We start from the raw sequence: 24,039 nt of genomic DNA on the forward strand, positions 1-24,039 counted from the left end.
GCTCGTGCGCGGTGCGGCGCGTTAGCCGCGACGCACGAACGACGCCCTCTCCGGGTTGTCGCAGGTCCCGGCATTGCCTATACTTGCCACTCACATCGAGATAGCGCGATCGGCGACGACGGGGAGTAGTAGAGGCCAATCCTCGCCCTAGAGAGCCGGGGCAAGGTGGGAACCCGGTGCAGGACGTCTCGAATCTGGCCCCCGAGCCGCCCGGAAGAAAGGACCGCGCCGACCGAGGAAGACCTCCTCGGGAGGGCGGGACGAGTAAGACGGGTCGGTGGCAACCGTTACCTGCCGCACGAGTGGACGCAAGAGCCCGAGCCCGGGAGGTCGGCGTCAAGCGGGGTGGTACCGCGGGAGATGCGTCTCTCGTCCCGGCCGGGGCGGGGGTATGCGCAGGAGCCGCGGTGCCTGCGTATTCTCGGGCCGCTCGCCCGATCCCCGGCGTCCACTCGCTCCGCGGTCCCGGCGGAGCGGTCGTGCGGCCGGCACGGACACCCGACCAAGAGGAAGGTGGACGATGGAGCTGCGCAGCGACCGCATGAAGACCGGGCTCGCCAGGGCCCCTCATCGCAGCCTGCTCAAGGCCGACGGCCTCACCGACGAGGAGATCGCCCGGCCGCTGGTCGCAGTGGTCGACTCCGTCAACGAGGTCATCCCCGGCCACCTCATGCTCGACAAGGTCGCCGAGGCGGTCAAGGCCGGCATCCGCATCGCCGGCGGTACCCCGCTCGAGTTCGCGACCATCGGCATCTGCGACGGCATCGCGATGAACCACGCCGGCATGCGCTACTCGCTCGCGAGCCGCGAGGTGGTCGCGGACTCCGTCGAGCTCGCCGTGCAGGCGCATGCCTTCGACGCGATGGTGATGGTCCCGAACTGCGACAAGATCGTCCCCGGCATGCTCATGGCGGCCGCGCGCCTCGACATCCCCGCCGTGGTCGTCTCCGGCGGCCCGATGCTCGCCGGCCGCACCGAGGCGGGCGCCTGCGACCTCGACACCGTCTTCACCGCCGTCGGCAGGGTCACGGCCGGTGAGATGACCGCCGAGGAGCTCCTCGAGCTCGAGAGCGCCGCGTGTCCCACGTGCGGGAGCTGCGCGGGCCTGTTCACGGCGAACTCCATGAACTGCCTCACCGAGGCGATCGGGATGGGCCTGCCGGGCAACGGCACGGTCCCGGCGGTGTACTCAGAGCGCATCAGGCTCGCCAAGCACGCCGGCATGAAGGTGATGGAGCTGCTCGAACGCGGCATCACGGCGCGCCAGGTGATGTCGCCCGCCGCCATCCGCAACGCGATGTCGGTCGACATGGCTTTCGGCGGCTCGAGCAACACGGTGCTCCACCTCACCGCGATCGCGCACGAGGCCGGCCACCCCGTCACGCTGGAGGACTGGGCGGCCGTCTCCGCCGTCACCCCGAACATCGTGCGCATCTCGCCGGCGAGCCAGTACCGCATGGAGGACCTGTACTGGGCCGGCGGCGTGCAGGCCATCATCGCCGAGCTCGACTCGGCGGGGCTCATCCACCGCGAGGCCCTCACCGTCACGGGCCGGACCATCGGCGAGACCGCCGACCGCGCCCGTGTCCACGACCCGCTAGTGATCCGCCCGACGGCCGACCCCTACTACCCCGAGGGGGGGCTGCGCGTGCTCAGGGGCAACCTGGCCCCGGATGGCGCGGTCGTCAAGCAGTCCGCGGTCGCTCCCGAGATGCGGCGTCACACCGGCCCCGCGCGGGTGTTCGAGTCCGAGGAGGACGCCGTGGAGGCGATCCTCGGCCGAGGCATCGGCGCCGGCGACGTCGTGGTGATCCGGTACGAGGGCCCCAAGGGCGGCCCCGGGATGCGCGAGATGCTCGCCCCGACATCGGCGATCAGCGGCATGGGCCTTTCGACCTCGACCGCCTTGCTCACCGACGGGCGCTTCTCCGGCGCCACCAAGGGCCCGGCCGTGGGGCACGTGAGCCCCGAGGCCGCGGAAGGGGGTGCGATCGCCCTCGTAGAGGAGGGCGACTCCGTCACCGTCGACATCGACGCGGGCGCGCTCACCCTGAACGTGCCCGAAGAGGAGCTGTCGCGGCGCCGCGAGGGCTGGACGCCACCGGAGCCGAAGGTGACCTCGGGATACCTCGCGCGGTACGCGCGCATGGTCTCGAGTGCCGACAAGGGAGCTGTGGTCACATGACGAAACGCATCACCGGAGCGGAGGCGCTCATCCGCTCGCTGGAGGCCGAGGGGCTCGAGGTGCTCTTCGGCTATCCCGGCGGTGTGGCGCTGCCGATCTTCGACGCGCTGTACGACGTGGAGTCGATCCGGCGCATCCTGGTGCGCCACGAGCAGGGCGCGGTGCACGCCGCGGACGGCTACGCGCGGGTGACCGGCAAGCCGGCCGCGGTGCTGGTCACCAGCGGCCCCGGCGCGACCAACACGGTCACGGGGATCGCCAACGCCTACATGGACTCGGTGCCGATGGTGGTCTTCACCGCGCAGGTGGCCACCAGCGTGATCGGCACCGACGCCTTCCAGGAGTCCGACATCACCGGCATAACGCTGCCGATCACGAAGCACAACTACCTGCTGAAGGACGCGCGCGACCTGCCCGAGGTCGTGCACGAGGCCTTCCTCATCGCCTCGACGGGGCGGCCCGGGCCCGTGCTCGTCGACATCCCGGTGGACGTGAGCAAGGGAGAGCTCGAGTACGCCGGGCCCAACGAGCCGGTGCTGCCGGGATACAAGCCAACGGTGCGCGGGCACGCCAAGCAGGTCAAGCAGGCCGCGGCGCTGATCGCCAGGGCGCGCAAGCCGCTGCTCTACGCCGGCGGCGGCGTGTTGTCCTCGGGAGGGACCAAGGAGCTCAAAGAGCTCGCCGAGCTGATGCAGCTCCCGGTCGTCACGACGCTGATGGGAAAGGGCGCCTTCCCCGAGGACCACCACCTCTACCTGGGCATGCCGGGCATGCACGGCGCCAAGTACACGAACTACGCGATCACCGAGACCGACCTGCTCGTCGGGGTGGGCGTGCGCTTCGACGACCGCGTGACGGGGAAGCTCTCCGCTTTCGCGAGCAAGGCCAAGATCGTGCACGTCGATGTCGATCCCGCCGAGATCGGCAAGAACAAGCGCGTGGACGTGCCGATCGTGGGCGACGCCAGGCACGTGCTGGCCTCGCTCGTGGCCGAGCTGCGCCGCATGAGCGCCGAGCCCCGCACGAACGCGTGGATGAAGGTGATCGACGACTGGCGGGGCCGCTTCCCGCTGCACTACCACCCGAGCGACTCCGACGTGATGCCGCAGTACGTGGTCGAGCGCGTCCGGGAGCTGACGCGCGGCCGGCCCACGGTGTACGCCACCGAGGTCGGCCAGAACCAGATGTGGGCCTGCCAGTACCTTCGGATCACGGAGCCGAGGACGTGGGTCTCCTCGGGAGGGCTGGGGACGATGGGCTTCGGTCTGCCGGCGGCCATCGGCGCGCAAGCCGGCCGGCCGGACCACCTGGTCGTCGACATAGCCGGCGACGGGTCGATCCAGATGAACAGCCAGGAGCTCGCGACGGCGGCGACCAACGGGCTGCCCGTGAAGGTCGTCATCCTGAACAACGGCTACCTCGGGATGGTGCGCCAGTGGCAGGAGCTCTTCTACGGCAAGCGGTACAGCTCGTCGACCCTGCCCCAGGACTGCCCCGACTTCGTGAAGCTCGCCGAGGCCTACGGATGCCTCGGCGTGCGGGTGACCGAGCCCGGGCAGGTCGACGGCGCGCTGGAGCAGGCGTTCGAGCACGACGGGCCGGCGGTGGTCGACGTCCGGGTGGCGCGTGAGGAGTGCGTGTACCCGATGGTGGCGCCGGGCGGCTCGATCGACGAGATGCTAGGGGGCGTGCCCGGGTGCCCCGTCTCCGAGATGCTCGACGACGAGCTCCTCGAGGAGGTGTGGGAGTAGATGCGACACACGCTGTCCGTCCTGGTGGAGAACAAGCCCGGCGTGCTCACGCGCGTCACGGCGCTGTTCGCCCGCCGCGGCTTCAACATCGACTCGCTGGCGGTCGGGCCCACCGAGGACCCCACGCTCTCGCGCATAACGATCGTCGTGATGGCTGCCGACACTCCCATCGAGCAGATAACCAAGCAGCTGCACAAGCTCGTGAACGTCATCAAGATCCAGGACCTCGACCCGGCCGAGTCGATCGACCGCGAGCTGGTGCTCTTCAAGGTCAACGCGCCGCCGGACCGGCGGCACGAGATAATCGAGATCGCGAACGTGTTCCGGGCCAAGATCGTGGACGTCGGCAAGAACTCGCTCACCATCGAGGCGACCGGCACGGCCGACAAGCTCTCGGCGATGGAGGACCTGCTGCGCGCGTACGGCATCAAGGAGCTGGCGCGCACCGGCAAGATCGCGCTCGCGCGAGGGTCGCGCGAGGCGTGAGACGCCAGCGCCGGCGGCGCGGGGCGAAGGGAAGCACGCCTGGGGCTATGAGCCCTGGCGGGAGGAAGGGGAGAGCATGGCAACCGTCTACTACGAATCCGACTGCGACCTGTCGCTGCTCGAGGGGCGCAAGCTGGCCGTCATCGGCTACGGCAGCCAGGGGCACGCGCACGCCCTGAACCTGCGCGACAGCGGGATGGACGTGAGAGTCGGCCTGCGCACCGGCTCGAAGAGCTGGGACAGGGTCAAGGAGGACGGCCTGCGCGTGGTCACCCCGCGGGAGGCGGCCCAGGAGGCGGACATCGTCATGATGCTGACCCCCGACGAGACCCAGTCGCACACCTACTACGCCGAGATCCACGAGGGCATGGCGGCGGGCAAGACGCTCGCGTTCGCGCACGGCTTCAACATCCACTTCGGCCAGATCGAACCTCCCGCCGACGTCGACGTGATCATGATCGCACCCAAGGGCCCCGGTCACATGGTGCGCCGCACCTACCTGGACGGCTCCGGCGTGCCCTGCCTCATCGCGATCCACCAGGACCCCTCGGGCAAGGCGCGCGACGTCGCTCTGGCCTGGGCGCTCGGCATCGGCGGCGCGCGCGCCGGCGTCATCGAGACCACCTTCCCCGAGGAGACCGAGACCGACCTCTTCGGCGAGCAGTGCGTGCTGTGCGGAGGCCTCACCGAGCTGGCGAAAGCGGGCTTCGAGACGCTCGTGGCCGCCGGCTACCAGCCGGAGGTCGCGTACTTCGAGTGCCTTCACGAGCTGAAGCTCATCGTCGACCTCATGTACGAGGGCGGCATGGCGAAGATGTTCGACTCCATCTCCAACACGGCGGAGTACGGCGCCTACGTCTCCGGTCCGCGTATCGTGACCGACGAGACCCGCGAAGCGATGGCCGAGATCCTCTGGGAGATCCAGTCCGGCAGGTTCGCGCGCGACTGGATGTCGGAGAACAGGGTCAACGCACCGTACTTCAAGGCGATGCGCCGCATCAACGCCGAGCACTTCGCCGAGGACGTCGGCTCGGAGTTGCGCGAGATGTTCAGCTGGATCCCGAAGAAGGACTAGTCACCCGGCGCCATGTCGGGCCGCCGATGCCGGGCGGCGGCCGAGCGAGGACGAGGGAGAGCGCGACAGATGCGGAAGAGGTACCTGATGACGCCGGGACCCACCCCGGTCCCCGCCGAGGTCCTGCTCGCGCAGGCCAGGCCCATCATCCACCACCGCACTCCGGACTTCTCGGAGGCGCTGATGGAGGTCGTGGAGGGGCTGAAGTACGTCTTCGAGACCGCCAACGACGTGCTGATCCTGTCGTGCTCGGGCACGGGCGTCATGGAGTCCGCCTTCGCGAACTGCTTCCGGGCTGGGGACACCGTGATCGTGGCCCGCAACGGCAAGTTCGGCGACCGGATGGTGCAGCTGGCGGGCGCCTACGGCCTTCGCTGCGTGGACCTCTCGTACGAGTGGACCGAGGTGGTGCGTCCCGAGGACGTGGCCTCGGCTCTGGAGGCGAACCCGGACGCGCGCGGCGTGGTGGTCGTGCAGTCCGAGACCTCCTCGGGGGTGCTCAACGACGTCCGCGCCATCGGCGAGGTCGTGGGCGGCTACCCCGAGTGCGTGTTCATAGTGGACTCGATCACCGGCATCGGCGCGGTGGAGTGCCGCACCGACGAGTGGGGCCTCGACGTGGTCATGACCGGCTCGCAGAAGGGCCTCATGCTGCCGCCCGGCCTGGCCGCGCTGTCGGTGAGCGAGAAGGCGTGGAAGGCCTACGAGCGCTCCGATCTTCCGAAGTTCTACTTCGACTGGGAGAGGTACCGCAAGAACCTCGAGAAGGAGACCACACCGTTCACGCCGCCGGTCTCGCTCGTGATGGGGCTGGTGGAGTCGCTGCGCATGATCCGCGAGGAGGGCCTCCCGAACACCATCGCGCGCCATTCGCGCCTCGCCGAGGCCACGCGGGCCGGCTGTGAGGCGCTGGGGCTCGAGCTGTTCGCGCCGCCCGAGGGGCGGGGCAGCGCCGTCACGCCGGTATGGGTGCCCGAGGGCGTGGACGGCAAGCGGATCGTGAAGGTCATGAAGGACAGGTACGGCGTGACGATCGCGGGCGGCCAGGACGACTACGCGGGCCGCATCTTCCGCGTGGGGCATCTCGGCTACTTCGGCGACTTCGACATCATCACCACGCTGGCGGCGCTCGAGATGACGCTCGCCGAGCTGGGCTACGACTTCGAGCGCGGGGCGGGGATCCGTGCCGCCGAGACCGTGCTGATGGGCGAGTAGGGGGACCGGATGTACAAGGTACTCGTCGCGGAGAAGATCGCCTCGGCGGGCGTCGAGAAGCTCAAGGCGCATTTCGAGGTGGACGTGAAGACCGATCTCACGCCGGAGCAGCTCGTGGCGGAGATCCCGCCGTACGACGCGCTGATCGTGCGCTCGGCGACCAAGGCGACCCGCGAGGTCATCGAGGCGGGCACGAACCTCAAGATCATCGGCCGCGCCGGTGTCGGGGTGGACAACGTGGACGTGGACGCCGCCACGGAGCGCGGCGTCATCGTGTGCAACGCGCCGACGTCCAACATCGTCTCGGCCGCCGAGCACACCATCGCGCTGCTCCTGTCCTCGTCGCGCAACATCCCCCAGGCCAACGAGTCCATGAAGGAGTGCAGGTGGGAGCGCTCCAAGTTCACCGGCGCCGAGGTCTACGAGAAGACGCTCGCGGTCATCGGCCTGGGCCGCATCGGAACGCTGGTGGCCGAGCGCGCCCGCGGGCTCGGGATGCGCCTGATAGGCTACGACCCCTACATCTCCGAGGAGAGGGCGGCCGCCCTCGGCGTCGAGCTCTTCGGCAGCATCGACGAGCTGCTGCCCGAGGCGGACTACATCACCGTGCACCTGCCCAAGACCAAAGAGACCATAGGCATGTTCGGCTCGAAGCAGTTCGCCGAGATGCGCGACGGCGTGCGCCTGGTCAACACGGCCCGCGGCGGCATCTACCAGACCGAGGCGCTGGTCGAGGCGCTGAAGAGCGGCAAGGTCGCCTCGGCCGCCTTCGACGTGTACGAGGTCGAGCCGTGCACGGAGTCCCCGCTGCACGACTTCGAGAACGTCATCCTCACGCCGCACCTCGGCGCGTCGACGGCCGAGGCGCAGGACCGCGCGGGCGTCCAGATCGCGGACCTGGTCATGGCCGGGCTGATGGGGGAGTTCGTCTCCACGGCCGTCAACATCGCGCCGGTCTCGCCCGAGGTGATGGAGAGCGTCAAGCCCTACATGCGGCTCGCCGAGGACCTCGGCAAGATGCTGGCTCAGACCGCGCGCGCGGGCCTGAGCGGCGTGGAGGTGCGCTTCGAGGGCGGGCTGGCGTCCCAGGACACGCGGATACTGACGACCGCCGTGCTCAAGGGGCTCCTCTCGCACGTCACGCCCGAGGCGGTCAACTTCGTGAACGCGGGCTTCTACGCCGAGCAGCGGGGTCTGAAGGTGACCGAGACGCGCACGGCGGAGAGTCGCGACTACGTCAACCTGATCGCGGTCGTCGGCGCGGGTGACTCGGGAGCCATCCGCGTGGCGGGGGCGCTCATCGGCAAGAAGAACGAGCCGCGGCTCGTGGGGCTGTACGAGTACGACATCGACATGGCGCCCAGCAAGTACATGGCTTTCTTCCGCTACGAGGACCGGCCGGGCATGATCGGCAAGGTCGGGACGATACTGGGTCAGAACGACATCAACATCGCGTCCATGCAGGTGGGACGCCAGAAGGTCGGAGGCTCGGCGGTCATGGGCATCAACATCGACACGCCCATCGGCCCGGACCTGCTGGAGCGGATCGTCGCCGAGGCGGGGATCGAGGACGCCTGGAGCGTGGAGCTGTGAACGGCGACAGGGTCCGGGTCTTCGACACGACGCTGCGCGACGGCGAGCAGTCGCCCGGCGCCAGCATGAACACCGCCGAGAAGCTCGAGATCGCGCGGCAGCTCGTGCGTCTGGGCGTGGACGTGATCGAGGCGGGATTCCCGATCTCGAGCCCCGGGGACTTCGAGAGCGTGCGCGCCATCGGCGCCGAGGTCGGCGAAGCGTGCGTCGTCTGCGGGCTCTCCCGCGCCATCCCGGCGGACATCGAGACCGCGGCCGACGCGCTCAAGACCGCTGCTCGCCGGCGCATCCACACCGGTATCGGGGTCTCGGAGAGCCATCTCACCCACAAGCTGCGCATCACGCCCGAGGAGGCGCTGGAGCGCGGGGTGGCCGCGGTCAAGCTCGGCCGCCGCTTCGTGGGCGACGTGGAGTTCTACGCCGAGGACGCCGGGAGGGCCGAGCCCGCCTTCCTGTACCGGATGATCGAGGCGGTCATAGCAGCGGGGGCCACGGTCGTGAACATCCCCGACACCACCGGCTACACCTATCCCGAGGAGTTCGGGGCGCTCATCGCCGGACTCTTCGAGCACGTGTCCGGCATCGAGGACGTAACCGTGTCGGTGCACTGCCACAACGACCTCGGGATGGCGACCGCGAACGCACTCGCGGGGGTGCGCGCCGGGGCGCGCCAGGTCGAGTGCACCGTGAACGGCATCGGGGAGCGGGCGGGCAACACGTCCATGGAGGAGGTCGTGATGGCGCTGCGCTCGCGCCGCGACTACTTCGGCGTGGACACCGGGATCAACACCCGCGAGATCACCCGCACGAGCAAGCTCGTGTCCGGCATCACCGGCATCGTCGTGCAGCCCAACAAGGCGATCGTGGGCGCCAACGCCTTCTCTCACTCCTCGGGCATCCACCAGGACGGGGTGCTGAAGGAGCGCACCACCTACGAGATCATCGACCCGGCGGACGTGGGCGTGCTGGAGAGCCGGATCGTGCTCACCGCCCGCAGCGGGCGCCACGCCCTGCGCCACCGGCTCTCGGAGCTGGGCTACGAGCTCACCGAGGACGCTTTCGAGGACATGTACGCGCGCTTCCTTCAGCTCGCAGACAAGAAGAAGCAGGTCTACGACGGCGACCTCGAGGCGATGATGACCGACCAGGTCCAGGCGGCCAGCGAGGTCTACCACCTCGCCGAGGTCCACGTGATGTGCGGCGAGCCCGGAATCCCCACGGCCACCGTGCACCTGGTGGCCGAGGACGGCGCGCAGCTGGTCGACTCCTCGCACGGCACCGGGCCGGTGGATGCCGTGTACAAGGCGATCAACCGGATGATCGACGTGCCCAACGAGCTCATCGAGTTCTCGGTTCAGTCTGTCACGGCCGGCATCGACGCGCTCGGCGAGGTGACGATACGGGTGCGTGCCGAAGACGGGCGCGTCTTCACGGGTCGCGGGGCGCACAGCGACATCATCGTGGCCTCGGCCAAGGCCTACACCAACGCGCTCAACCGCCTGCTCGTCGCGCAGAAGCCGGCCGTGCACGAGGAGCTGTAGGGCGCGCCACGCGACGCCGAGCAGGACGACACGAACGAGGAGAGGCCCCGCATGCCCCGCCCCATGACGATCACCGAGAAGATACTCGCCGCCCATGCCGGCCTGCCCGAGGTCGAGCCGGGGCAGCTCATCGAGTGCGACCTCGACCTCGTGCTCGCCAACGACGTGACGGCGCCGATCGCGATCAGGGAGTTCCTCAGGATCGGCGTCCCCGATGTGTGGGACCGGGAGAAGGTCGCGCTCGTGCCGGACCACTACACGCCGAACAAGGACATCAAGTCCGCCGAGCAGGCCAGGATCATGCGCGACTTCGCGCGCGAGCAGGGCATCACGCACTACTACGAGATCGGGTGCATGGGCGTGGAGCACGCGCTCCTGCCCGAGCAGGGCGTGGTCGTACCGGGAGATTGCGCCATCGGCGCCGACTCGCACACGTGCACGTACGGCGCGCTCGGGGCGTTCGCGACCGGCGTCGGCTCGACCGACGCGGCCGCCGGCATGGCGACCGGGCAGGCGTGGTTCAAGGTGCCGGCCTCGCTGAAGTTCGAGATCGACGGCGACCTCGGCGAGTGGGTGTCGGCCAAGGACGTGATCCTGCACGTCATCGGGATGATCGGGGTCGACGGGGCCCTGTACCAGGCGATGGAGTTCACCGGTTCTACGATCTCGAGCCTCGGCATGGACGGGCGCATGACGATCTGCAACATGGCGATAGAGGCCGGCGGCAAGAGCGGCATCATCGGTGTCGACGACGTCACCCGCGAGTACGTCCGAGGACGCGCCGAGCGCGGGTGGGTCGAGCACGCCAGCGACCCGGACGCGGCCTACGCGCACGTGTACGGGATCGACGCGGCGGAGATCGAGCCCACGGTGGCCTTCCCGCACCTGCCGAGCAACGTGCGCAAGGCCAGGGACGCGCGCGAGGTCAGGGTCGACCAGGTGGTGATCGGGTCGTGCACGAACGGGCGGCTGGAGGACATGCGTGTGGCCGCCGACGTGCTTCGCGGCCGCAAGGTCCACCCAGACGTGCGCCTCATCGTCATCCCCGCGACCCAGCGGGTGTACCGGGACATGATGGCCGAGGGGCTGACGGAGGTGTTCCTCGACGCCAATGCCGCGGTCTCCACGCCCACCTGCGGACCGTGCCTGGGCGGACACATGGGCATCCTGGCGGCCGGCGAGAGGGCGGTGGCGACGACGAACCGCAACTTCGTCGGGCGGATGGGCCACCCCGAGAGCGAGGTCTACCTGAGCTCGCCCGCGGTCGCCGCGGCCACGGCGATAGCCGGGCACATCGCGGTGCCGGGGGACGTGGCGTAGGGGCGGGCGGTGGCGCCCTTGGCGCCCGAGTGACGCCGCTCGCCGGAACCTTGGCGGAGGAAGCGCTGTCTCTTTGCCGAATATTGGGTGTGGTAGATCCGGTCAGCCACGGGGGCAACGGGAGGCGGGCAGCCGGTGACCGTGAGCATGAAGACGGGAGTCCGGGTCCTCATCGTGATCGGGCTCGCCGCGCTCATGCTCATGGCATGGGGTGCGGGAGTGGCACGCGCCGAGCTCACGACGGCTGATTGCATCACCTGCCACGGCAACACGGATGTCCACGTGGACATCTCGTGCTACGGCTGGGGATGCCATGGCGCTGACGAATACGGTACGGGGACCTGGCCCTTCAGCTACAGCGACCATAACTACGAGCCGTGCACGCAGTGGTGCCACTCGTCGGCGTACCCGGACCGCGACGGCCACAGCGACGACGAGGTTGATGCGATCCATCCGGTACCGGAGGCTTGCCTCGATTGTCACAGCTTCATCGCGGATCATTCCTCCTGCTACCAATGTCACACCAGCACGGATCCTAAAGTGCTCGCGGCGATAGAAGCAGACGATCCGTCATGCGACGCGTGCCACGATGCTTCACATGGGAACCTGCTGTCGCAAGACGCCTTCAACCCGTCGCACCCCGGCTATCTCGACTGGGACACCGCATCCACCTTCGCCGGCAACACGGGCACCTCTCCGCACGGCGGCTACTCGGCCACCACCAACAAGTGCGCGGTCTGCCACTCCGTCCACCGGGCCACCCCGGGCGGCTCGGTCCTGACCGCCGGTGGTCCCTACGCCACCTACGCGCAGGGCTGCGTGTTCTGCCATGGAATCGGAGCGACGTTCACCGACGTGGTCATCACGGCCGACGCCGACGGCTACATATCGCCGCACGGCACCTGTTCGCGCTGCCACGCCCTGAACCCGCACGGCGTAGGCGCCTCGGAGTACGTGACCCTCGCGTCGAAGCTGATCAACAAGAACGCCGACACGTGGATCGCGCAGGACCTCGCCGTCCCCGGCAAGAACGGGCTCGACGCGGGGATGTTCGACGGTACAGGCGACCTCGCCACCGGCGTGACCCTCGGCACGGGTTACCTCTGCGGCAACTGCCACAACCAGGCCTTCGCCGTCAACGTCGCCGGCACCGACCCGGCGACGCCCGGTGCCTTCTCCGGTCACCGCGTTACCGCCGTGGCCACCGCTGCCTACAGCGGCCCGAGCTACGGCGCCTCGTTCACCGGTGCTCCGGTCGCCTTCGCGCACGCCAACGGCTGCACCGCGTGCCACGACGCCCTCACCGCCTCCAACGACACGGCGTTCCCGCACGGCTACGTGGACGCCGCCGGCGCGATCACGCCGAAGACGGTCGCGGGCTCCAGCTACATCTGGCTCACCTACGCCGAGGACGCCCTCGCCGCGAAGACGCTGCTGACCAAGACCAACGTTCCCGGTACGAACCTCGAGAACACCGAGCTTCTCACGAACGACGGTCTCTGCCTCAAGTGCCACCGCGACGGCGCTGGCGCTGGTGTCGGCCTGAGCTACTAGGCGGCCGTGGGCGAGCCGACCCCCTCCGGGGGTTCTCGCGGAGCCGCCGCGGCGAGACCGAGGCCGGCCAGTACGATCATGAACGGCATCATCGGGAACAGGTAGCGCGAGTACACGAGCGTGACCGCGTGTACGGCCACCAGCGAGAGCGGCAGGCCGGCCAGTATCCAGACCGCCATTCGGGAACGGTGGACCCACAGTCCTACCGCTGCAAGCGCCAGGACGGCGAGGTGCAGCGCTTCAGTCACGCCTCCCATGCCCGAGAAACCGCCGAACGGATTGGGGTGGTACGTGAAGAAGGAGACTGCCACGAGACGGGTCCTTCTCAGGACGTATCCGACGGGGTCGGTGTCGAGTGCCTCGCGCGTCCGGGTGCGAGCGACGGACGCCATCTTCCGATCGAGTTCGATGTCCTCCGGCGGGTCGACGTGTCCTCGATCCAGTGACTCCAACACCTCGACGAGTTCCTCTCGATCGTCGAAGGAGGCGACGAGCGAACCGGAGGAGGTCATCGTGTTGAAGGGGATGAATCGGCCGTAGATCTGCGAATTGCGGTACCACCACGGCCCGAAGAAGAGGACGACGGTCAGTAGGACGACGCCGGAACCGCGCAAGAAGCGGCCTCGCTCAGGGCCGCCGAGGAAGAGGAGTATAGCTCCTGTCAGCAGCATCCAGGCCGCGCTCGCCACACGCACGTAGGTGGCGGCAGAAGCGACCGCGCCGGCGGCGGCGTAGGCGATGTAGGCACGTCGCCCTTCCTCTCGGATCGCGGACAGCAGCAACCACGCGGCCCAAACGCAGAGCGCCGCGAAGAGGTCCTCGGTGAGCACGTACCGGTAGGACCACCAGAAGGGAAGATAGGCGGCGCCGAGGATCGTCGCCGCGAGCCCGGTGCCCGGACCCTTCAGGTCTCGTCCCAGCAGGAAGACGCCCCACAGCGTGAGGCCGGACAGAACGGCCTGGACGACGGAGACCAGCGGTTGGGGTGCGGTGTCGACACCGACGGCCGTGTAGAGTGCGGCAAGGAACGCGGGGTACCCCGGCAGATGCATGGCGTTCGCAGCCGGGTGCTCGACTTCGTCCCCCGGATAGACCCATGCGTAGTAGCCTTCGCCGGCGAGACGGCGTCCGGCGTCGTCGTAGCCCGCTGCATCGAGCACGAGGTCGGGCGCCGGGGTCGTCAGTGCTAGCACGATTCTTGCAGCGGCGACCGCGAGACAGAGCGCGCCTGCTATCGCGCACACTGCCGGGCGCCTTTCGTCGAGCCGCGTGATCATCGGGTGCGTCACGACCCCCTTGCTCCTCGGCTGCAACAGTCGCACGCACTCGGTCAGGTACAATACCGCATGCGTCCTACGGTAACTCAGCGGGAGACCCATGAAGCGCGCCCTCATCACAGGCATCACCGGACAGGACGGCGCCTACCTCGCCGAATTCCTTCTCAACAAAGGCTACGAGGTGCACGGCGTCAAGCGCCGCTCGTCGAGCTTCAACACCGAACGGATCGACCACCTCTACCAGGATCCGCACGAGGAGGGCGTCCGTCTGCTGCTCCATCACGGAGACCTCACCGACTCCACCAACCTGATCAGGATCCTGCAGGAAGTGCGCCCCGAGGAGATCTACAACCTCGGCGCCCAGAGCCACGTGCAGGTCTCGTTCGAGACTCCGGAGTACACCGCCGACGTGGATGGCATGGGTGCGCTGCGCCTGCTGGAGGCGATGCGCATCCTGCGCATGGAGAAGAGCTGCCGATTCTACCAGGCGTCCTCCAGCGAACTGTACGGCAAGGTACGGGAGACACCGCAGACGGAGAGGACCGAGTTCTACCCGCGCAGTCCGTATGCCGCCTCGAAGCTCTTCGCCTACTGGATGGTCGTCAACTACCGGGAGGCGTACGGGATCCATGCCTCGAACGGCATCCTCTTCAACCACGAGAGCCCCGTTCGCGGCGAGACGTTCGTGACGCGGAAGATCACGCGGGCGGCCGCGCGCATCAAGCTCGGGATCCAGGACAAGCTCTACCTCGGCAATCTCGACGCCAAGCGTGACTGGGGCTTCGCCGGTGACTACGTGGAGGCCATGTGGCTCATCCTGCAGCAGGATGAGCCGGACGACTACGTGATCGCCACGGGCGTCACCACTTCGGTGCGCGACTTCGTGCTCGCCGCCTTCAAGTACGTCGGGATCGAGTTGCGGTTCGAGGGCGAAGGCCTCGCGGAACGAGGCGTCGACGCCGCGACCGGATCCGTCCTGGTGGAAGTCGATCCCCGCTACTTCCGCCCGACCGAGGTCGACGTGCTCCTGGGGGATCCGTCGAAGGCGCGCGAGAAGCTCGGGTGGTCTCCGCGCGTGCGGCTGCCCGAGCTCACCGCGATGATGGTCGAGGCCGATCTCGCGGAGGCGGCACGTGAGGCGCACCTGAAGGACGGTGGCTTCCACGTGCGCAACGAAGATGCGTAGGGACTCCCGGATCTACGTCGCCGGCCATCGAGGCCTGGTGGGCTCGGCCATCCTTCGCCGTCTGGAGGCGGCGGGTCACGAGAACCTGCTCCTGCGCACCCATTCGGAGCTCGACCTCACCTCCCAGGCGGCGACCGAGGCGTTCTTCGCGTCCGAGCGTCCCGAGTACGTGTTCCTCGCGGCCGCGAAGGTGGGGGGGATAGGCGCCAACTCCGCGTATCCCGCCGAGTTCATCTACGAGAACCTGGCGATCGCAATGAACGTCGTCGAGGCGGCGCGGGTCCATGGCGTCACCAAGCTCCTCAACCTGGGCTCGTCATGCATCTACCCCCGGCTGGCCGAGCAGCCGATGACCGAGGACGCCCTGCTGACCGGGCCGCTCGAGCCCACGAACGAGCCCTACGCCGTCGCCAAGATCGCCGCGATCAAGCTGTGTTCCGCGTACAACCGCCAGTACGGCACCGACTTCGTGTCGCTCATGCCGACGAACCTGTATGGCGTCGGCGACGATTACGACACCGAATCGGGGCACGCCCTGCCGGCGCTAGTCGCTAAGTTCCACGAGGCGAAGGTGAGCGGGCGGGACCGGGTCGTACTGTGGGGCGACGGTTCGCCGCGGCGGGAATTCCTCTTCTCCGACGACCTGGCGGACGCCGCGGTCATGGTGATGGAGCGGCTGAGCGCGGACGAGGTGGGCGAGTTCATCAACGTGGGGTCCGGCGAGGAGCTCTCCATCGCGCAGCTCGCCGGGCTCGTGCGCGACACCGTCTACGCCGACGCGGCCGGTCGGGAGTGCGAGATCGTCTGGGACACGAGCAGGCCCGGCGGCACGCCGCGCAAGCTGCTCGATACGTCGCGCATGCGCGCCCACGGTTGGCGGCCCTCCACGCCGCTCGCGCGAGGGCTTCCCATCGCCTACGCCGACTACCTCCGCCGTCATGCCTGAGGGGCCCGCGACGGCACGGCCCCTCGTCTCGGTCGTCACCGTATGCTTCAACAGCGAGCGGCACCTCGCCGAGGCGATGGGGTCGGTCCTGGCACAGAGCTACCCGGAGATCGAGTACGTCGTCGTCGACGGCGGTTCCTCGGACGGCACGGTAGCCATCATCCGCTCGTTCGAGGACAGGTTCGGGGGGCGTCTGCGCTGGGTCTCGGAGCCTGACGAAGGCATCTACGACGCCATGAACAAGGGGATCGCCATGAGCACCGGCGAACTCGTGGGACTGCTCAACAGCGATGACACCTACCTGCCCGGGGCGATCGAGAGGGTCGTGGAAGCGTACCTCGCGGATCCCGGGACCGGCGCGGTCTACGGTGACGCGGAGGTGCTCGACGAGGGCGGCTCGCACCCAAGGGTCGAGCGCGCCAGGGCGCTCTCCGCCGGTGAGAAGCGGCCCGACAGGATGCCCATGTGTCATCAGTCGCTGTTCGTCGCGCGCCGGACGTACGACGAGATCGGCACGTTCGACACGGCGTATCGGATCCTGGCGGACTACGAGTGGATCCTGCGGGCGATCGCAGCCGGGGTCGCCATGGATCATATCGCCGTACCGCTCGCGCGATTCCGCTCGGGTGGCGCGTGCAGCGTGGACATGACGCGGTCCAATCGAGAGCGAGAGCGTATCCGGGTGAAGTACGGGGCCAACCCGGTGGTCGAGCGGTTGCGGAGGGCCCGGCATGCCCTCAACCGCATGGTCTATGCTGCGATCAGGGGTGGGCGACCGAGGCGCACGCGGACGGGCGAGCCTGCGGGAGAGAGCGATCGATGATCGAGAGAGTCATGGACGGGGACCGCCTGCTGGCGATCGTGGTACGCGCGGACTTCACGCGCGACGGCATCGAGTTCTTCACACCCGATGACTTCTCGCAGCAGCTCGCCTTCATGAAGCATCCCGAAGGCAAGCTCATCGACCCTCACGTGCACAACCCCGTGGAGCGTTCGGTGTCTCTCACCCAAGAGGTCCTTCTCGTACGTAAGGGCAAGCTCCGGGTCGACTTCTTCGACGACCGCCAGGGCTACCTGGAGAGCGTCGTCCTCTCGGACGGTGACGTGATCCTGCTGGCTTCCGGCGGACACGGGTTCGAGGTGCTCGAGGAACTCGAGATGTTCGAGGTCAAGCAGGGGCCCTACGCCGGCGACGCCGACAAGACGCGCTTCTCCTGCGCACCCTTCGACCCGCGCGTGAAGGACTGAGCGGTGACGAGCTTCGTGCCGGTCAACGAGCCCCTGCTGGACGGCAACGAGAAGGCTTACCTCGCCGAGTGCGTCGAGACCGGTTGGATCTCCTCGGAAGGGCCGTTCGTCCGGCGGTTCGAGGAGGAGATGGCCGCCCTGACCGGCCGTAGGCACGCAGTGGCCGTGACCAACGGGTCTTCCGCGCTCGAGCTGGCCGTCGAGCTGCTCGATATCGGATCCGGCGACGAGGTGATGATCCCGGCGTTCACCATCATCTCCTGCGCCGCGCCCGTCGTGCGCCGGGGCGCGACGCCGGTAGTGGTCGACGCCGACCCGGCCACCTGGACGATGGATGTGGGCGCGCTCGCTCCTCTCGTCACGCCGCGCACCCGCGCCATCATGCCCGTGCACATCTACGGCTTGCCGGTGGACATGGACGCCGTGCTCGAGATCGCGCGCCGGCACGGTCTCGCCGTGATCGAGGACGCGGCCGAGGCACACGGGCTGACCTACCGGGGCCGGCCGTGCGGCTCTTTCGGTGACATGAGCATCTTCAGCTTCTATCCGAACAAGCACGTAACGTCGGGGGAAGGGGGGATGCTGCTGACAGACGACGAGCATCTCGCGGCGCGCGCCCGCTCGAAACGCAACCTCTGCTTCAAGCCGGAGCGCCGCTTCGTTCACGACGACCTCGGCTACAACCTGCGCATGTCCAACCTCCAGGCCGCCGTCGGCGTGGCGCAGATCGAACGGCTCCCCGGGTTCATAGCGCGCAAGCATGAGATGGGTCGCCGGTACGGTGAGCTGCTCGCCGACATCGAGGGGCTGCAGCTGCCGGCGCCGCGGACCGAGTATGCGGAGAACGACTACTGGGTCTACGGGGTCGTGTTGGACGACAGCGTCCCCGCCGATGCTCGCGAGGTCATGCGGCGCCTGGGCGAGCGGGGGATCGGGACTCGCCCGTTCTTCTACCCCATGCACCTGCAACCGGTCTTCCGGGGACGCGGCCTGTTCGCCGGGGTGTCCTGCCCCGTGTCCGAGCGCCTCGGCGAGCGGGGCTTCTACCTCCCCAGCGGGCTGGCTCTCACCGAGGCGCAGATGGAGCGCGTCGCGGGCGAGCTTCGGGCCGTGCTCGAGGACGTTCGAACGGAACGGGGGTGAGCGGCGTGGTCTTCGGCGCGTACTCCCGCTACTACGGCCTGTTCTACGGAGACAAGCCCTACGCCGAGGAGGCCGGGTTCGTCGACGCTCTGCTGCACGAGTATGGGAGCGGCATCGTCGACCTGCTGGAGCTGGGTTGCGGCACCGGCCGGCACGCCCGGGAGTTCGCTTCGCTGGGGTACCGGGTCCACGGCATCGACCTCTCGGAGACGATGCTCGAGGACGCGTCGAGCGGCCCGCCGGGCAGGTCGCACTCCGGAGCGCTCTCGTTCGAGCTGGCCGATGCGCGCACATACCGCGCCGGCCGGACGTTCGACGCCGTGGTCTCGCTCTTCCACGTGATGAGCTACCAGACGACCAACGGTGATCTGCTGGCGTCGTTCCGCACCGCCGCGGAGCATCTCGGATCCCGCGGCCTCTTCGTCTTCGACTGCTGGTACGGTCCCGCGGTGCTCACCGAGCGGCCCGAGCACAGGGAGAAGACGCTCGAGGACGAAGCCGTGCGCGTGACCCGCCTCGCCGAACCGGTGATGCGGCCCAACGACGACGTCTGCGAGGTCCACTATCGCATCACCGTCGCCCCGAAGGACGGCGGCGAGGAGTCCGTCCTCGAGGAGACCCACGAGATGCGGTACCTGTTCGCCCCGGAGGTGGCCCTCGCGCTGGACTCCGAAGGATTCGACGTCGTGCGCAGCTGCGAGTTCGGCACGGGCGCCGAGCTGGACTTCCACACCTGGAACGGCTGCTTCGTCGCCCGGAAGCGGTAGGGCGGCGTGAAGACGGTGGCCATATACCTCGGCGGGACCCCGAGCGACGGAGGCACGTACCAGAACGCCCTCTCGCTGGTGTCCGCACTCGCCACGTTCCCAGCCGAGGAGTATCGCGTCCTCGGCTACTGCAGGGACGATGTCTGGCCAGGCATCCTCTCCAGGTACGGGATCGAGAGCCGCGTCGCCCGATCACAGGGCCCGGCATCGAGGCTGGTGACGAAGGTCGCCCGGGAGCTCCCGCTCCCGCTCGCGCTCCGCAAGAGGATCGGTTCGCTGGCCGTGCCGTTCGGCCGCCAGCTGCGGCGCGACGACGTGGACCTGTGCATCTACCCGAACTTCGAGCACTACGCGTGGGAGCTGTCGACGCCGTCCCTCGGCGCCATCCACGACCTCATGCATCGTTACGAACCTCACTTCCCGGAAGTAGCCTCCGGGGACATCCCCGCAGCGCGAGACAGGCTGTTCTCGCGCATGCGCCGGGGAGCCACCGGCGTGCTCGTGGATTCGGAGGTCGGCCGCCGGCAGGTGATCGAATCGTACGGACCCGACGGCGCGGAACTCCACGTCCTGCCGTACGTCGCTCCTGCCTACATCTACGAGGCCGCGGAGCGGGAGATGCTGGACGGAGAGCTGGACGCGTGGGCCGACGCGGTGGGCCTGCCTCCGAAGTACCTCCTGTACCCCGCCCAGTTCTGGATGCACAAGAACCATCTCCGCCTCTTGGAGGCGCTGGCACGGCTGCTCGAGGTACATCCGGAGGCGCACCTGGTGCTGGTCGGCTCGGAGAAGAACGCCGTCTCCGCCGTCGGCGAGACGATCGAACGGCTCGGGCTGCGAGACTCGGTGAGCATACTGGGCTACGTGTCGAACGAGCAGATGGCCTACCTGTACCGTCATGCCCGAGCGCTCGTGCTGCCGACGTTCTTCGGGCCGACGAACATCCCGCCGCTCGAGGCGTTCGTCCTGGGCTGTCCGGTTGCCGTCTCGGGGATCTACGGGATGCCCGAGCAGGTCGGTGACGCCGCGCTGACGTTCGACCCGTCCTCTGTGGATGAGATCGCCGGGGCTTGCCTGCGTCTCTGGGAGGACGACGCCCTGTGCGACCGGCTTCGCGTGCTGGGGTACGAGCGCGCGAGGCGATGGGGCCCGCCGGAGTTCGCGGCACGTCTGCGTGAGATCGTGGATGCGCTATCGAGGGGCGCGAAGTGAGCCTCGAGGCCGAGGTCGCCGTAGAACCGGGTCCCGCACCGAGCGTGCGCGCAGGCACGCTTTCGTTCGCGATCATGCAGGCTCTCAGGGTCGTAGCGGCGTTCGGCGTCGCCGCGCTCGTCGCGCGCCAGTTGGGGCCCGCAGGCAAGGGGGCGCTTGCGCTGGTCCAGCAGGTGCCGTCGATCATGGCGCTGATCATGGGCTTCGGCTTCGCGGGCGTGAACGTCTACTACGTCGGCAGCCGCAGGAAGACCGCGAGCGAAGCCCTCAGCGATTCCATGCTCATCACCGTCGTCGCGCTGTTGGTGGGCGTCCCCCTCTCGTTCGCGGTCATGCGCGCACTCCCGGCGCTCTCGGTGTTCCCGTCACGGCTGCTATGGCTGTCCGCGCTGATCGTGCCCGTGAGCATCCTCGGGTCGCAGCTCGCCGGGATCCTCGTGGGGCAGGGGAGGCCGGCGGCTCAAGCCAGCGCGCAGTCCCTGGCCCTGCTGGCCAACCTCGCGGCGGTGGGGCTCCTCTACTGGATGGTGCGGCTCAGCGTCCTCGCGGTCGTGGCGGTCACGCTCGCCGCATCGGCGCTGGCGGCGGTGATGATGCTCCTGTCCGTGAAGGCGCGGTTGGAATGGCCGGGCGTCCTCAGGCGGATGCGCGATGCGGCCTCGTACGCACGGAAACGGTATCTCACCGAGATCGCGGCGATGCTGGAGATGCGGGTAGACATCGTGATGCTCGGCGTGCTCTCCACCGTCGCCGCCACGGGCGTGTACTCGGTGGCCGTCGCGCTCGTCGAGCTGTTGTGGTTCATCCCGCGCGCCGCGGAGACGCCCCTGCTGTCCCGCTTCTTCCACGAGCGGGCCGAGGAGGGGGCCGAGCTGGTGGCCACCTCGGTCCGGCTCACGGTGCTGCTCGAGGTCTTCCTGCTGGGAGCCGCCGCGCTTCTGCTGAGGCCCGCCGTCGCGTTCGTCTTCGGTCCCGCGTTCACGGGCGCGCCGCTGCTCTTCTGGATACTCGCGCCGGGAGTCGTGCTGAACGGGCTGGTCGGCCCGATCGTCTCGTACCTGACCTCACGCGGTCATCAGTTCCCGGTGCTGTCCGCGTTCTCGGTGTTCGGCAACATCGCGCTGAACCTCGCTCTCATCCCGCCCATGGGCGTCGCGGGGGCGGCCCTCGCCTCGTCGGTCACGTACGCTTCGGGTTCGCTGTGGCTGGTGTGGCGCTTCAGGCGGGAGACGGGGTGCAGTCCGGTAGCGCTCATCGTCCCGCGCAGGGAGGATCTCCGCGCCGTGTTCGGATCGCGTCTTCGATGACCTCGGAGGTCGCTTCCGCTCGCGCACGCCAGGAGTAGTGCCGCTCGCTGGCCTCGCGCCCGCGAACCCCCATCTCGCCAGCGGCCTCGGGGTGAGACGCTATGTATCCGACCGCCCTTGCGACTCCCGCCGAGTCATCCAGCGGGACCACGACCCCACATCCGTGCTCTCGTACGACCGTACTCGTGCCCGGGACGTCCGCCACTACGACCGGGGTGCCGCACGCCATGGATTCGTACAGCTTGAGGGGCGAGAGACCCCACTCGGCGGGTCGATGGGACAGGACCATCGACGCGATCGAGCCCGAGACGATCCCCGGGACCTCGTGATAGGGGACGACGCCGGCTGCGACGACGCGGGTCGAGGTCGTGGCGGCGCGGTCCACCTTCGGTCTGAGGACACCGTCGCCGACCATGATCAGGGCCACGCCGTTCGGCCAATCCTCGTGTTCCGCGGCATCCAAGAGGAGGTCGATTCCCTGCCAGGGCGACAGTGCGCCGAAGAAGACCGCATACCGTTCGGGAAGGGTGGCCGAGTGAGAGCTCCGCGCCTCAGGGGTGAACAGTCCGGTGTCAGCCCCGTTGCCGATGATCGCAGCGGGGGAGCCCGTCTCGGCTTCCAACCATGACGCCAGCTCGGGCGTCACGGCGATCCGGGCGGTCGCGCGCGCGAACTGAGACCGCGCCATGTACTCGATAACGGGCTTCGCCAGCCTCGCCCGGGGCCACATCGCGTAGAAGTCGGTGTAGGGGCCGTTACATTCTTGGATCACCGGGACCCCGAGGCGCCGAGCGGCGCGAGCCGCGAGCCACGCGAGCGCGTGTCCTCGGATATAGAGGGCGTCATAGTGGCCGGTCCTCAGGCAACGGATCAACCGTCGCTGAACGCGCGCGAACTCGGCGAGCCGGCCCGGCGCCCCGGGCGCCGCTCCTCCCGAATAGCCCGGCTCGAACAGGTCGACAGCCCAACCCAGCCGCTCCAGGCCCTCGATGATCCCGTGAACGTGAGTGTGAGCGCCCTGGCCTTCCGTGGTGGCCTGGAGCGTGAGGTATGCGACACGGCACTCAGCCATCGGTCGCCGCCCGGTCGTAGCGCTCGCGCAGGATCTCGCCGTAGAGCCGCGCGATCTCCTCGGCCTGCTCGTGCCAAGGTCGTGCGGCCGATGCGGAAGCGACCTCGCCGGCAGGGTAGGGCCACCGGCGGACCGCCCGCATGGCCTCCGAGAGACCGTGCCGGTCGTCGGCCTCGATCAGGACCCCGGTCCGCGGGTCCGCCATGATCTCGTCAAGCGCGCCCACTCGTGACGCGACCACGGGCGTCCCGCACGCCAGCGCCTCCGCGACGACCACCCCATACCCCTCCTGCCTGCTCGGAAGGATGAGCGCCGACGCCCGTCGCATCGCGTCGGCCACCTTCTCCCTCGGCAGCTCGCCCAGGAATCGCACGTTCGCGCCGTCTTCGGCGCCCGCCGACCTGCGCTTCAGCGCGCCTTCGAGCGGCCCCGAACCGGCGATCGTGAGCGGCAGGTCCCACAGGTCGCGGTTCTCGAGATACGTATCCACGAGCGCGTCGACGCCCTTCACGGGTCTGAGGGCCCCGACGAAGAGGTAGCCCAGGTCACGCTTCTCGCCGTCCGGCCGGAACAGCCGTGCGTCGTATCCGTTGTGGATGACGAGCGTGGAGGCCTCCTCTGGCAGGACCTCCTGCGCCGCGCGCTCCAGGGCCCGGCTGACGCAGACCAGGTTGGTGGCCGAGGCGATCCTGCGACTCACGACGCGGGAGAGAGCCCCCGGACGTGCCAGAACGGAGGTCACGTCGCTGCCGTGCAGCGTCACCACCGTCGGGACCGAACGGCGGAGGCCCTCGCGGACCATCACGAACCCGTCCGGGAATCCGAAGTGGGCATGCAGCACGTCGTACCGGTCGGCTCCATCGTCCAGATACCTGCGCGCCTGCCCCGTGTAGCGTGCAGCCGACAGGAGGATACCGGCACGGGTACCGTTCATCGGCCCGGCTGACGTGCTGCGATAGTGGACCGGGACCGCCTTCCCACCGGCTGAGAGCGTGACGTCGACGTCCTTCTCGAACGGCGAGCAGCAGAGCACGTCGACCCCGATGCCCGCACCTACGAGAGCCGAGACCTGCTCGGCGAGCCACGGGGCGGACGTCGGCCGCTGCACCGAGGGGAAGAGATGGCTGGCTATGAGGACGCGGGGAGGCATGGTGGGGGCCC

General features: G+C 68.8%; 20 protein-coding genes. 17 read left to right on the forward strand and 3 right to left on the reverse strand.

Going from position 1 to position 24,039, the window contains the following annotated elements; genetic code table 11:
* Nucleotides 1–526 precede the first annotated feature (526 nt).
* From ilvD to IBX62_07240, 9 genes are all read left to right on the forward strand, one after another.
* Complete coding sequence (gene ilvD, locus IBX62_07200) at nt 527–2,185, forward strand: dihydroxy-acid dehydratase (GenBank protein ID MBE0476863.1); 1,659 nt, start codon at nt 527–529, stop codon at nt 2,183–2,185.
* Nucleotides 2,182–3,936: a biosynthetic-type acetolactate synthase large subunit gene (ilvB, locus tag IBX62_07205; GenBank protein MBE0476864.1), complete on the forward strand. Its 1,755-nt coding sequence runs from the start codon at nt 2,182–2,184 to the stop codon at nt 3,934–3,936. The genes ilvD and ilvB overlap by 4 nt, the downstream gene beginning before the upstream one ends.
* Nucleotides 3,937–4,422: an acetolactate synthase small subunit gene (ilvN, locus tag IBX62_07210; GenBank protein MBE0476865.1), complete on the forward strand. Its 486-nt coding sequence runs from the start codon at nt 3,937–3,939 to the stop codon at nt 4,420–4,422.
* A gap of 76 nt (nt 4,423–4,498) precedes the next feature.
* Nucleotides 4,499–5,497, forward strand: a complete 999-nt coding sequence (gene ilvC / locus IBX62_07215) for a ketol-acid reductoisomerase (protein MBE0476866.1) — start codon at nt 4,499–4,501, stop codon at nt 5,495–5,497.
* 69 nt (nt 5,498–5,566) lie between these two features.
* Nucleotides 5,567–6,712 carry an alanine--glyoxylate aminotransferase family protein gene (locus tag IBX62_07220; GenBank protein ID MBE0476867.1) on the forward strand — a complete coding sequence of 382 codons (1,146 nt, stop codon included), beginning with the start codon at nt 5,567–5,569 and terminating at the stop codon, nt 6,710–6,712.
* Between the two features lie 9 nt (nt 6,713–6,721).
* A complete protein-coding gene (locus IBX62_07225; protein ID MBE0476868.1) occupies nt 6,722–8,305 on the forward strand; it encodes a phosphoglycerate dehydrogenase in 1,584 nt (527 codons plus the stop codon).
* Nucleotides 8,302–9,846 (forward strand): 2-isopropylmalate synthase, encoded by a 1,545-nt coding sequence (locus IBX62_07230; protein MBE0476869.1) that lies wholly within the window; start codon nt 8,302–8,304, stop codon nt 9,844–9,846. Before IBX62_07225 ends, IBX62_07230 begins: the two co-directional genes overlap by 4 nt.
* Nucleotides 9,847–9,897: 51 nt before the next feature.
* Nucleotides 9,898–11,166, forward strand: a complete 1,269-nt coding sequence (leuC, locus tag IBX62_07235; GenBank protein MBE0476870.1) for a 3-isopropylmalate dehydratase large subunit — start codon at nt 9,898–9,900, stop codon at nt 11,164–11,166.
* A 135-nt stretch (nt 11,167–11,301) separates the two neighbouring features.
* Nucleotides 11,302–12,720, forward strand: a complete 1,419-nt coding sequence (locus IBX62_07240) for a hypothetical protein (GenBank protein MBE0476871.1) — start codon at nt 11,302–11,304, stop codon at nt 12,718–12,720.
* Here IBX62_07240 and IBX62_07245 read toward each other — a convergent pair.
* Nucleotides 12,717–14,060, reverse strand: a complete 1,344-nt coding sequence (locus IBX62_07245; GenBank protein MBE0476872.1) for a glycosyltransferase family 39 protein — start codon at nt 14,058–14,060, stop codon at nt 12,717–12,719. The genes IBX62_07240 and IBX62_07245 overlap by 4 nt on opposite strands.
* A 37-nt stretch (nt 14,061–14,097) precedes the next feature.
* Between IBX62_07245 and gmd the strand changes: the two genes are divergently transcribed.
* Genes gmd through IBX62_07285 form a run of 8 tightly spaced genes read left to right on the forward strand, consistent with a single transcriptional unit; the run spans nt 14,098 to nt 21,806 of the window.
* Entirely contained in the window at nt 14,098–15,183 is a 1,086-nt protein-coding gene (gene gmd / locus IBX62_07250; protein MBE0476873.1) for a GDP-mannose 4,6-dehydratase, read from the forward strand.
* Nucleotides 15,176–16,129, forward strand: a complete 954-nt coding sequence (locus IBX62_07255) for a GDP-L-fucose synthase (GenBank protein ID MBE0476874.1) — start codon at nt 15,176–15,178, stop codon at nt 16,127–16,129. The genes gmd and IBX62_07255 overlap by 8 nt, the downstream gene beginning before the upstream one ends.
* The gene (locus IBX62_07260) at nt 16,122–16,952 is read left to right on the forward strand and encodes a glycosyltransferase (GenBank protein MBE0476875.1); all 831 of its coding nucleotides are present in this window, start codon (nt 16,122–16,124) and stop codon (nt 16,950–16,952) included. Before IBX62_07255 ends, IBX62_07260 begins: the two co-directional genes overlap by 8 nt.
* Nucleotides 16,949–17,377, forward strand: coding sequence for a hypothetical protein (locus IBX62_07265; GenBank protein ID MBE0476876.1), 429 nt, complete (start codon nt 16,949–16,951; stop codon nt 17,375–17,377). Before IBX62_07260 ends, IBX62_07265 begins: the two co-directional genes overlap by 4 nt.
* 3 nt (nt 17,378–17,380) lie before the next feature.
* Nucleotides 17,381–18,520, forward strand: a complete 1,140-nt coding sequence (locus IBX62_07270) for a DegT/DnrJ/EryC1/StrS family aminotransferase (protein MBE0476877.1) — start codon at nt 17,381–17,383, stop codon at nt 18,518–18,520.
* Nucleotides 18,521–18,525: 5 nt separating this feature from the next.
* Nucleotides 18,526–19,287 (forward strand): class I SAM-dependent methyltransferase, encoded by a 762-nt coding sequence (locus IBX62_07275; protein MBE0476878.1) that lies wholly within the window; start codon nt 18,526–18,528, stop codon nt 19,285–19,287.
* A 6-nt stretch (nt 19,288–19,293) separates the two neighbouring features.
* Nucleotides 19,294–20,499, forward strand: coding sequence for a glycosyltransferase family 4 protein (locus IBX62_07280; GenBank protein MBE0476879.1), 1,206 nt, complete (start codon nt 19,294–19,296; stop codon nt 20,497–20,499).
* Nucleotides 20,496–21,806, forward strand: a complete 1,311-nt coding sequence (locus IBX62_07285; protein MBE0476880.1) for a polysaccharide biosynthesis C-terminal domain-containing protein — start codon at nt 20,496–20,498, stop codon at nt 21,804–21,806. Before IBX62_07280 ends, IBX62_07285 begins: the two co-directional genes overlap by 4 nt.
* On the opposite strand, the gene IBX62_07290 is transcribed toward IBX62_07285, so the two are convergent.
* The gene (locus IBX62_07290) at nt 21,751–22,878 is read right to left on the reverse strand and encodes a glycosyltransferase family 4 protein (protein ID MBE0476881.1); all 1,128 of its coding nucleotides are present in this window, start codon (nt 22,876–22,878) and stop codon (nt 21,751–21,753) included. The genes IBX62_07285 and IBX62_07290 overlap by 56 nt on opposite strands.
* Nucleotides 22,871–24,028, reverse strand: a complete 1,158-nt coding sequence (locus tag IBX62_07295) for a glycosyltransferase (GenBank protein MBE0476882.1) — start codon at nt 24,026–24,028, stop codon at nt 22,871–22,873. The genes IBX62_07290 and IBX62_07295 overlap by 8 nt, the downstream gene beginning before the upstream one ends.
* Nucleotides 24,029–24,039: the final 11 nt, after the last annotated feature.

The organism is Coriobacteriia bacterium (assembly GCA_014859305.1).
In the GTDB taxonomy this organism is placed as follows: Bacteria; Actinomycetota; Coriobacteriia; order Anaerosomatales; family Kmv31; genus Kmv31.

Bases quoted from the DNA above. Each gene is read 5' to 3' on its own strand.
- ilvB (MBE0476864.1), top strand. From the start codon at position 2,182: ATGACGAAACGCATCACCGGAGCGGAGGCGCTCATCCGCTCGCTGGAG.
- ilvN (MBE0476865.1), top strand. From the start codon at position 3,937: ATGCGACACACGCTGTCCGTCCTGGTGGAGAACAAGCCCGGCGTGCTC.
- ilvC (MBE0476866.1), top strand. From the start codon at position 4,499: ATGGCAACCGTCTACTACGAATCCGACTGCGACCTGTCGCTGCTCGAG.
- IBX62_07220 (MBE0476867.1), top strand. From the start codon at position 5,567: ATGCGGAAGAGGTACCTGATGACGCCGGGACCCACCCCGGTCCCCGCC.
- IBX62_07225 (MBE0476868.1), top strand. From the start codon at position 6,722: ATGTACAAGGTACTCGTCGCGGAGAAGATCGCCTCGGCGGGCGTCGAG.
- leuC (MBE0476870.1), top strand. From the start codon at position 9,898: ATGCCCCGCCCCATGACGATCACCGAGAAGATACTCGCCGCCCATGCC.
- gmd (MBE0476873.1), top strand. From the start codon at position 14,098: ATGAAGCGCGCCCTCATCACAGGCATCACCGGACAGGACGGCGCCTAC.
- IBX62_07255 (MBE0476874.1), top strand. From the start codon at position 15,176: ATGCGTAGGGACTCCCGGATCTACGTCGCCGGCCATCGAGGCCTGGTG.
- IBX62_07260 (MBE0476875.1), top strand. From the start codon at position 16,122: ATGCCTGAGGGGCCCGCGACGGCACGGCCCCTCGTCTCGGTCGTCACC.
- IBX62_07265 (MBE0476876.1), top strand. From the start codon at position 16,949: ATGATCGAGAGAGTCATGGACGGGGACCGCCTGCTGGCGATCGTGGTA.
- IBX62_07290 (MBE0476881.1), bottom strand. From the start codon at position 22,878: ATGGCTGAGTGCCGTGTCGCATACCTCACGCTCCAGGCCACCACGGAA.
- IBX62_07295 (MBE0476882.1), bottom strand. From the start codon at position 24,028: ATGCCTCCCCGCGTCCTCATAGCCAGCCATCTCTTCCCCTCGGTGCAG.